Here is a 10,316-nt window from a genome sequence, read left to right as displayed (position 1 = left end):
TCCATCAGCGCCGCCACGGGCATTCCGGCTGCAAACAGTCGCTCCTCAATCTGCCGCATCTGGTCAGCAGTCACGATGAAGTGTGAATCAAGCGCGCGATCGGAGGTCAGCATAGTGGGGCTAAGCGCTGCGACATCAACGACTGTAGTAGACCCGCGAATCCATGCCACTCCTCCGCAGGTAGCGACTTACCGTCTCTGCCTCGCCGCGTCCCGGAAACGGACCAATTTCTAGGTGAGGACCCAGAGGCGCCTCTTTAGGCTGAATTGCATCCTGGCGGACACCCAGTCGAATTGCCTGATCTGCTAGCTGCGGCAATTCATTTCGGCTACCTGGAACCACAATCAAATAGCGATTGATCGGCATAGGATTGGCGGCTGAATTAGCGGCCCTTGTCTCTGCGCGGATGCCTTGCGCCGCTAGCGCTGTTACCTGCCGTTGAGCATTGGTTTCCTCGTTGAAAGTTCCTACTTGAATCACCCGCCGCCCTTGATAGGTCTGAATAAAGGCGCGCGGTTCCACGGTCTGCACCTGTTGTAGTAGGTAGGAACTGTCGCCATTAACATAGACGAGATACTTTCCTGGCACTGCCCGTTGAAAGTCGATCGGTGCCTGAAACACGGTTTCTTGCGGAGTTGGTGCAAGCGGAGTCTGTGGAAGCGGAGACAGTGGAGCGGTTGGAATCGGTGCTGTTGGATCGATACCTGGATTAGCTGAAGCACCGGGAAGCGACGGTGGCGGTGGTGGAAGCAGTTCAGGAGCCGACTGCGATCGTCCTGCTGTGCTAATTCCTACCAGCAGCAACGCCAGCGCTGCGGAATTACTAACCATTCGAGCACTGCTAATCCAAGTGTGTTGTCCACCCCAAGTGATTGTTCCTCGGCTTCGACCTGCCATACCGTAACTCCTCCCGTCGGCTTTAATGCCAGCCATGTTACACGCAGACGTCAGTAGCGCACAGAAAAAGCGGTACAAGAACATGTCCTTGTACCGCTCTCCACTGAATCAAAACCCCTATCGTTGTGGAGCCTTACTAAACGCTATTTGCCTACGCGATGTGCTGTAGCTCTTGCTCTAGCAGGCGAACCAATGCCATATCGCCTTTCTCTTGGGCTACTTGAAGCCGATGCTGTACGTTGCGGTAGAGATTGCTACGATGAGCAGCGGCAACTTCCGATCGACTCCGCGCTGCACGGGGAGCAACGGTCTCAGCCACAGCAGCCGGAGTCCAACCGTTTAGCCCATACGCTACGCCACGGTAGGTAAGTTGAGCAACAGGCATTGCCGAATGATCGGGAACCTCTTGGTTGGGATCAATGCTGTAAGACACACCCCGATAAGTCAGTGTATATCCGGCGCGTGCAGCCCGTACCCGATTCCAGGGACGATCGCTTCGGACTGCTTGTGGGTCATAATCATACCCAACGCCTCGATAAAGAAGTTTCATAGTATTCGCCTCGTCAGTTGTAATGTATCGCTTGTCGAAATGAGGCGCGTTCCTTCGGGACTTCTCCCTACTTCCGTCTCTCCAGCTTCATCAAGAGAGATGAACGGTCTTTATTTGGCTCATGTCTGTAGTATAAGCTACAGAATAGAGAATAAACCGCTAGCTTATTAAAAATTAGTAAACTTTCTGGTGTCCTAAGGACGCCAGAAAGTCAAGTATTTTGAGGCTAAGGGCGATCGCTAACTAGGCAACAGCCCCTTCGAAGCTAACCACTCGCGGTTAAACAGCTTCGACTGATAGCGACTGCCGCCATCGCACAGGAGTGTGACGATCGTGTGCCCCGGTCCTATCTGCTTCGCTAGCTCCACTGCTGCGGCAACGTTAATACCCACAGAGCCACCCATGAAGAGCCCCTCTTTCTCTAGAAGCTGGTAAAGAACGCGCACAGCTTGTTTGTCGTCAATTCGGATTGCGTCATCGGCTGGAGCACCTTGCATGTTTGCCGTCACTCGACTGTTGCCGATGCCTTCGGTGATCGAACTGCCCTCGCTTTTTGGCTCACCCGTTTTAACGTAGCTGTACAGCCCGCTTCCCATCGGGTCTGCAATCACACAGCGAGTTGATGGATTCTTCTCCTTTAAGAATATGGCAATTCCAGCGTAGCTGCCGCCTGTTCCTGTCGCTGTCACCCAAGCGTCCACATTGCCATCCGTCTGTGCCCAAATTTCGGGTCCTGTAGTTTCATAATGAGCGCGACGATTTGCCAAATTATCAAATTGATTTGCCCAAACCGCATTCTCTAGCTCAGCAGCGATTCTGCCGGAGAGCTTGACGTAGTTGTTAGGGTCTTTGTACGGCACAGCAGGCACCGTTCGGACCTCGGCTCCCAAGGTCCGCAGCAAATCGATTTTCTCCTGCGATTGGGTTTCGGGAATGATGATGAGGCATTTGTAGCCTTTGGCGTTGCAGATATGTGCTAAGCCAATTCCCGTGTTGCCCGCTGTTCCCTCAACTACGGTACCACCCGGTTTCAGTAAGCCTCGCTCTTCAGCATCCTGAATGATGTACAGCGCTGCCCGATCTTTAACGGAGCCACCCGGATTAAGAAATTCTGCCTTACCAAGGATTTCACATCCCGTTTCATCGCTAAAGCTATTAAGCCGAATCAGCGGCGTGTTGCCAATCGTATCGACAAATCCACGTTTGATATCCATGTTGACCTGTTTGTTTCCCTATCCAAATTCTGGCGTATTGCAGCAACTGGGTGAATGGGCAGATGAACAAGCAGTGGGTATTGTATGAGCAGCAGCCACAGTGAAGGGGAATTGCTGTGCCTACGCTCCTGCTTCTTAACCGAATCGATCCGAGCAGTCCCAATAGCCTCTAAAAAAGAGGGTGGGCATTGCCCACCCTGTGAGTCACCGATTAACCAGATGTCTGGCGAATGTGATCCAGGATTTGCTGCTTTCGTTCACCGCTCGAGGTGGACGTGGAGCGTTTGATGTAGTCGCCGCTGCTGCGGGCAAGATGCTCCATAATGCGTTTCTTACGATCGTCGGTAGCCATATCTGAAAAGGTACGGTGCTGAATGAATACCTTCCCAGTCTAAAGGCGATCGTGGCACAAAGCCTGCTGTTTTCTTCAAGGAAACAGCAGGCTTGTGAAATGACACCGATGATTCAAGATAGCGATGAGCGAATCGCTCAGGACAACTACTTATTCGGCTGAGGCGTTGTCCGCAAGTAGGGCTTGACGACTGTTACACCTTTTGGAAACCGCTGCTGAGCATCCTCTGTGGAAATTGACGGCACCACTACCACATCGCCGCCGTCTTTCCAGTCAGCAGGCGTCGCAACGCCATAGCTGTCCGTTAGTTGCAGCGAGTCGATGACCCGCAGGATTTCCTCGAAGTTGCGTCCGGTGCTAGCGGGATAGGTAAACGTCAGGCGCAGCTTCTTGTTCGGGTCCACAATAAACACCGATCGCACCGTCAGAGTGTTATTGGCGTTCGGGTGAATCATGTCGTACAGATCCGATACGCTGCGATCGGGGTCTGCCAGAATCGGATAGTTGACGTTGGTGCTTTGAGTCTCATTGATATCACCGATCCAATCGCGATGGTGATCCGCAGTGTCCACGCTCAGCGCTAGCACCTTGACGTTGCGCTTATCGAATTCGGGCTTGAGCTTGGCAACGGTACCAAGTTCAGTGGTGCAAACGGGTGTAAAGTCCGCAGGGTGCGAGAACAAAACCACCCAGCTATCTCCTGCCCACGAATAAAAGTCGATCGAACCTTCGGACGAGTCTTGTGTAAAGTTGGGAACGACATCGCCTAATCTCAGAGCCATAGCGAATTTCCTGTTGAGTTGCAATTTCTGACAGTTTTCTATGATGCCACAAAACTCCCATTTCCCGGTCGGAGTTTGGATCTTATTTAGGATTTTAGCGCCAAATGGGATGAAGCAGTTTCAGCGATCTCACCGCACAATCAGCATTGAGTAGCCGTTGCCTAATTCATTGAACCATAATCGAGGATACGGAATGAACACGCAACAGGCGATATTCACAACGAATGTTAGCGATTGCTAGCAAGGCTGCACGGATGACGGAATTTACGGAGGAACCTTACGGAAATAGCCTGCTCAAGCAAATGCATGCCGAACGGCTACTGAATTTTCTCTGAGATTCTACGGAACTTTCACAGAGTTTGCACAAAAATTGTGCGAAGTGGGTGCAAAATTTGGGCACCATAGCAACAGGACGCTAGAACCTATCGGGTACTTCATGGACGCGAAAGCCTTACTTATTGTGGACGAACAGCCGCTCCCCCTGCGGCAGTGTTTGCGGTATCTCCAAGCAGCTGGAAAGCTACAAGCCTTTATTGGAGATATTTTGCGCCAGTACGTGTTAGAGCAAGAGCTTGAGACACGCACCGATCTAGAAGTCAGTCCGGCGATGGTTGAGCAAGCCGTAGTGGATTTTCGCTTGCAGCAGCAGCTAACCGACCCAAAAGCGTTTCAGGACTGGTTAACCCGTAACGGCACAAACTACGAAATCTTCCACAGTCAAATCACCAACAGCTTCAAGCTGGAGAAATTGAAAGCTCAGGTGACAGAAGCACGCCTGCAAGAGCACTTCATCGAACGCAAGGTGTTTCTCGATCGCGTGGTTCTGTCCCGCATCGTGGTTGAAAACAAAGACCTTGCCGAAGAACTCCACAGCCAGGTTGGTGAAGGTGCCAGCTTTGAACAGCTTGCCAAAGAGTACTCCACGGCTGATGAGCGAGTGGCAAACGGCATGATGGGTCCTGTGAGTCGAGGAACCTTGCCGGATACGTTGCGGGCAGCGATCGATGCAGCAAGTCCGGGTGAACTAGTGGGACCAATTGCGATCGAGAAGTATTGGGCAATTTTTCGAGTGGAGCAGTTTCTACCAGCCACTCTAGAAGATAACCAGTTGCGGCAGGCGATTCAAACTGAAGTATTTGACCGCTGGCTGGCAGAAAGAATCCAGACAATGACAGTGAAATTGCAGGTGAATGAATGATTGCCAACGACCCAACCATTGATCTCCCTTGGAGTGCCCCTCCACTCTCGCTGCTGAATTCTGAGCAGCAGGTACAGTTCAAGCGGGAAGCCGAAATCCGTCGCTGCAATCTAGGTGAGATGCTGTGGTCTACGGAGGTGACGGACCAGCTAATCTTGGTGATTTCAGGCAAGGTGCGGCTGGTTCCAGAAGAGGGGCCCTCGATCGTGCTGAAACAGGGAGACTGGTTGGGCAATGTGCTAGAGCTACCGGGCTACTGGAAGGCACGAACAGCCGACAAGGATGTAGTGGTAGCCATCTGGAAATCGAGTGTTTGGAGCACGATTGCTTCACCCGATCTCGAGCGGTTTTGGGCAGTCCAGCGCCAGCGTTACCAACCGCAAACGGTTGAATCGCGGCAGTCGATCGACGGCTTTCCCTTCGTCCCCGGTGTCAATACAGCAGCGGCGTGTCTGACCATGGTGGCGAATCATCTGCAAAATTCGGCGCAGCTGGACTGGGTACAGCGCCAGCTACGTGGCCAGCGCCCCCCCAATGTCGTTGAAGCCGCTGAAAAACTGGGGCTGCAACTTCGCCACGTCGAAACAACTTGGACAAACTTGCGCCAGCTTGCGCTGCCCGCCTTGATGCTGTGGAGTGGGACAGAAAAGAACCAAACTCCTCACTGGATGGTTGTCTATGCCGTTAAAGGGGAGCGTTTGATTCTTGCCGATCCCCTGAACCCCAATCTCACCTGCGAGAGTGTACCGCGTCGTGAGGTAGAGGCCGCATGGAACGGGCAACTTTGGCAGGTAGAACTGGTTCAGAAGCAGGAGCGCTTCAGCCTTGCCTGGTTTTTGCCTGCGGTAATGAGGTATCGGACTTTGCTAGCTGAGGTGCTGCTGGCGTCGTTCACACTGCAACTTTTGGGCTTGACGACTCCGGTGATCACTCAGGTTGTGATCGACAAAGTTATGGTGCAGGGCAGCATCTCGACGCTGGATGTGATGGCGATCGCGCTACTAAGCGTGGCGTTTTTCGAGGCATTCCTGGGATTCTTGCGGCTGTTCATTTTCACACACACCGCTCGTCGTCTGGATCTGAGCTTGTCGGCTCAACTGTTTCGCCACCTAATGCGGTTGCCGCTTTCCTATTTTGAGTCGCGGCGTGTGGGAGATACGGTCGCTCGGGTGCAAGAACTGGAGAATATCCGTCAGTTCTTGACAGGTACCGCACTCACAGTGGTGCTGGATTCCATCTTTGCGGTGGTCTACCTGACGATCATGTTCTACTACAGTGTGCCGCTTACCTGGGTGTCGCTGGCAGTGATTCCCCTGTTTGCTATGTTGACCTTGGTTGCAACGCCGATTCTGAGAACTCATCTCAACGAAACCTTCAATCGCAGCGCCGATAGCCAATCGTTCTTGGTAGAAACAATTACGGGCATTCACTCCGTCAAAGCACATACTGCCGAGAAAGTGTCCCGCGATCGCTGGGAAGGACTGTTTGCTCGCTTTATTCGCACTGGATTCAAAGCCTCGACCACTTCAAATGTCAGCAATAATATTGCCGACTTTCTCACGAATCTTTCCTCGCTGCTGATTCTCTGGTTCGGTGCAAAGTTTGTCATCCAGCAAGAACTGACGATCGGACAACTGGTCGCGTTTCAAATGCTGTCCGGCAGAATGACGGGTCCGCTGCTGCGCTTGGTGCAACTGTGGCAAAATCTTCAGCAAGTGCTGCTGTCGGTCGATCGTATTGGTGACATTCTCAATACGGCACCAGAAGCCGAAGCGGGATCGGGACTGGTGCTGCCGCCGCTGAAAGGACAAGTCAGCTTCGAGCAAGTCTTTTTTCGCTATCAACCGAACCAAGAACCTGTACTTCGTGGTATTTCCTTCAACGTGGAGCCGGGAATGCTGGTCGGTGTCGTAGGACGCAGTGGCTCTGGCAAGAGTACCCTGTCAAAACTGCTGCAACGCCTCTACCCAACGGAGTCTGGCCGTATTCTTGTAGACGGTTTTGATGTCAAGAGTGCAGACCTTGCTTCGCTGCGACAGCAGATCGGTGTCGTACTGCAAGAAGATTTTCTGTTCAACGGCACAGTGCTAGAAAACATTTCTCTCGGTAACCCCGACATCACTGCGGAGCAGGTTGTGGAGGCCGCTCGACTGGCAGTTGCTCACGACTTTATCAGCGACTTACCTCATGGCTACGAGACCAGCGTTGGAGAGCGAGGGACAGCGCTATCAGGTGGACAGCGTCAGCGAATCGCGCTTGCCCGCTTGTTTCTGTCGCAGGCTCCAATCTTGGTGCTTGATGAAGCGACTAGCGCTCTGGACAGCGAAACAGAACAGCAGGTGCTGCAAAATCTTCAGCGAGTGTCCCAGAATCGCACCGTCTTCTTGATTGCTCACCGATTTGCGCCGCTGAAGCGGGCAGATCTGATTGTGGTACTGGAGAAGGGCGTGCTGGTGGAAAAGGGCACCCACACAGATCTATTGCAGAGTAAAGGACTGTACTGGTCGCTTTATCAGCGCCAGCAAGCCTCGGTATAGGGGAGCCACACGCTCTTTAGAAATTCGTCACCTCCAGCAAAATAATTGAAACTCTTATTTCGGTGATAGCGTTGCTTATCACCGAAAAACTAGAAGCGCCGCGCATTGATTCCCAATTAACCGGAATCAATGCGTTTTTAGTTGAATAAAGCTCATCTCGATCGCTAAATTATGTTGCGGCTTAGAGTTAGCATAATCGCTCCGATCAGCTAAAGAACTCAACAAAAATACGAAGAGGCTTTCGTAGGTGTTTCTACTTCAAAGAGGGGTCTCTGCGCTCAAACTCGATCGCTAATGATTGACTAGATCACTAAAAATATTCTCTCAAGTTTGTACTGAGTCGATCGATTTGTTTCACACAAGTCCTAAAGTGTTATCCGTGAAAATCCTTAAGTTCTTCTGTATTACTTTCAAAAAATTCCGTATATTCCATGGAGTTTAGTCCGTTTAGCGCGATCGCGCTAAATACTTGGATAAAGGGCATGAAGATTACAGAAAGATGGTAGTAAGCTTATACCTCCTGGGCAAACTAACTATGCCATTGTAGGGGTGATAAGAATGCCCGATAACGTAGGAAATACACCAAACACTGCATTAGATATTAGTCTTGCACCGGTTGTTAAAACCTTCACAGACTCGGTTAATTTTGGCGATAATGACTATTATCGTTTTACGCTATCTGAACGCAGTAGCTTTGCCGCATCGCTACAAGATTTGAATGCGAATGCAAATGTTGAACTGCTAAATAGTCTTGGGAACACGATTAACATCAATGGTGTGCCTCAAAGCTCGGTCAACGGGGGAACGCTGCTTGAGGCGATCAATGCCATTCTGGACCCTGGCATCTACTACATCCGGGTGTTTCCAGGCTCCCCCGCAGATCCAAACAATCCGTCTTCAACCACCCCAGATACATCGTACAGTCTCTACGCGATCGCCGATAACGACATCAAGTCAGGCATGCTGTGGCGTAACTACAGTACGGGTGAGAATCAAGTGTGGCAGATGGACGGTGCCACACTCACGGGTGTCAGTAACCTAACGCCAATTGCTCCTTCTGGCTGGATCATTGAGGCAGTAGCTGACCTCAACAGCGATCAGACCCCTGATATTCTTTGGCGTAACTACGATGGTGGTGAAGTGGCAGCCTGGATAATGAACGGCAATGCCATTGAACGAAGCGTGACGATTGACTTTATCGGTGATACAAATTGGCAACTTGTTGGTACAGCCGATTTCAATGACGATCGCAAAGCAGATTTTATTTGGCGCAACTATGCATCAGGTGAAAATCTAGTTTGGTTCATGAATGGCACAGCCCGTGATTCATTTACCTATTTGCTTGATCTATCAACTGAATGGGCGCTTCAAGGCGTCGGTGATTTCGATGGAGATCAGAACGCTGACTTTGTTTGGCGTAACTTGAGATCGGGCGATAACTTTATTTGGTTGATGAACGGGGTCGAGTTTAAGAAGCTGATTTCGCTACCGTCTGATCCTGACCAAAACAGGCAGATTCAGGGAACTGGAGACTTTAACCGGGATGGTCAAACAGATATTGTCTGGCGCAACTATGCTACTGGCGCGAACGAAGCCTGGCTAATGAATAGTACGGCTGTTGCCTCAGTTATTTCTCTGCCGTCTCAACCGGGTGCTGGCTGGGTTGCAAAAGCCTCCTACAACTCAATTCCCAATCCAGTCGGATTTGATCTTGCTGGCAACCAACGTCAAGATGGACTACTCATTGGTTCTCTAAACGGTAATGGGAGGTACCAAGATGCAATCAATTCCAACGATGGGGAGGACTATTACAAGTTCCTCCTTGGTAGCACGACTGATCTCGTTGTAACCCTTACTGGACCAACAGGCGGAGCCTTATCCGCTGATTTGGATATTGAAGTCTTAAGCGCCAGTGGTTCTGTCCTCGCCAGTGGAACGCAGTCGGGCAGCACGGCAGAAACCTTTTCAACCTCCTTCGATGCAGGTACCTACTACATTCGGGTCTTTCCGAAAGCGGTTGTTAACGCCAGCGTTCCCTACCAACTGGATCTCAAGGTCAACAACCGACCTGTTCTCGCAACGAATGCCCCGTTGACGCTGAATGAGGGAGCTACGAAGACGATCGATCGCGGCACCCTGCTCATCACTGATGAAAACAACACAGCGAACCAACTCACTTACGCCCTTTCTGCCTCGCCAAATTCGGCTAGAGGTGACTTGCTGTTTGACGGCAACCGAATTACGACTGGAAACCGCTTTACCCAAGCCGACATCGACAGTGGCAAACTCAGCTATCGACAAAATGGTAGCGAAACCACAACGGATAACTTTGTCTTCACTGTGTCAGACGGTCAGGGCGGCAGCATTTCTGCTACGACCTTTTCCATTAACGTTACTCCCGTCAATGATGCGCCAGTACTAACCACAAACGTATCGTTGACTTTGAGCGAGGGAGCCGTTGCCAACCTATCTAGCAGCAATCTCGCGCTGACTGATGCAGAGCAATCGACGGCTCAGCTTGTTTACACAGTCGGCGATTTGCCAACGAAGGGAAGTCTGTCGCTGAACGGTGCACTGGTCACGAAGGGCACGACGTTTACTCAGGCAGACATTAACAGCGGCAATAAATTCAGCTACCGCCACGACGGCAGCGAATCACTGAACGACAGCTTTACGTTCAGCGCTGGAGATGGAGCAGGTGGCACGCTCACTCCACCAGTGAACACCTTCAGCTTGCAGATCACCCCCGTAAACGATCTGCCTGTGTTGGTGACAAATCAAGGCGT

8 protein-coding genes and 1 riboswitch are annotated in these 10,316 nt (G+C 51.4%); of the genes, 3 read left to right on the top strand and 5 right to left on the bottom strand.

From position 1 onward, the window contains the following. Positions 1–135: 135 nt before the first annotated feature. The 5 genes from H6F43_RS05550 to H6F43_RS05530 form a co-directional block, all read right to left on the bottom strand. Positions 136–897, bottom strand: coding sequence for a hypothetical protein (locus H6F43_RS05550; protein WP_190341492.1), 762 nt, complete (start codon positions 895–897; stop codon positions 136–138). Between the two features lie 151 nt (positions 898–1,048). Further along, positions 1,049–1,447, bottom strand: a complete 399-nt coding sequence (locus H6F43_RS05545) for a DUF4278 domain-containing protein (RefSeq protein ID WP_190341490.1) — start codon at positions 1,445–1,447, stop codon at positions 1,049–1,051. A gap of 43 nt (positions 1,448–1,490) precedes the next feature. Next, a riboswitch (Glutamine riboswitch) is annotated at positions 1,491–1,555 on the bottom strand. 131 nt (positions 1,556–1,686) lie between these two features. Further along, positions 1,687–2,661 (bottom strand): cysteine synthase A, encoded by a 975-nt coding sequence (locus H6F43_RS05540; protein ID WP_190341488.1) that lies wholly within the window; start codon positions 2,659–2,661, stop codon positions 1,687–1,689. A gap of 211 nt (positions 2,662–2,872) precedes the next feature. Beyond that, positions 2,873–3,013, bottom strand: coding sequence for a hypothetical protein (locus H6F43_RS05535; RefSeq protein ID WP_190341486.1), 141 nt, complete (start codon positions 3,011–3,013; stop codon positions 2,873–2,875). 146 nt (positions 3,014–3,159) lie between these two features. Continuing rightward, positions 3,160–3,795, bottom strand: coding sequence for a peroxiredoxin (locus H6F43_RS05530; protein WP_190341484.1), 636 nt, complete (start codon positions 3,793–3,795; stop codon positions 3,160–3,162). Between the two features lie 436 nt (positions 3,796–4,231). Here H6F43_RS05530 and H6F43_RS05525 point away from each other — a divergent pair, with 436 nt between their 5' ends. The 3 genes from H6F43_RS05525 to H6F43_RS05515 form a co-directional block, all read left to right on the top strand. Next, positions 4,232–4,993: a peptidylprolyl isomerase gene (locus H6F43_RS05525; RefSeq protein ID WP_190341482.1), complete on the top strand. Its 762-nt coding sequence runs from the start codon at positions 4,232–4,234 to the stop codon at positions 4,991–4,993. Then, a complete protein-coding gene (locus tag H6F43_RS05520) occupies positions 4,990–7,530 on the top strand; it encodes a peptidase domain-containing ABC transporter (protein ID WP_190341481.1) in 2,541 nt (846 codons plus the stop codon). The genes H6F43_RS05525 and H6F43_RS05520 overlap by 4 nt, the downstream gene beginning before the upstream one ends. A gap of 558 nt (positions 7,531–8,088) precedes the next feature. Then, positions 8,089–10,316, top strand: a 2,228-nt coding sequence (locus H6F43_RS05515) for a cadherin-like domain-containing protein (protein ID WP_190341479.1), incomplete at its 3' end; no start/stop codon positions are given.

It is taken from the genome of Leptolyngbya sp. FACHB-36 (assembly GCF_014695955.1).
In the GTDB taxonomy this organism is placed as follows: Bacteria; Cyanobacteriota; Cyanobacteriia; order Leptolyngbyales; family Leptolyngbyaceae; genus FACHB-36.
Note: the sequence above shows the minus strand (reverse complement) of the source record. Positions and strands in the feature narration are given on the sequence as shown.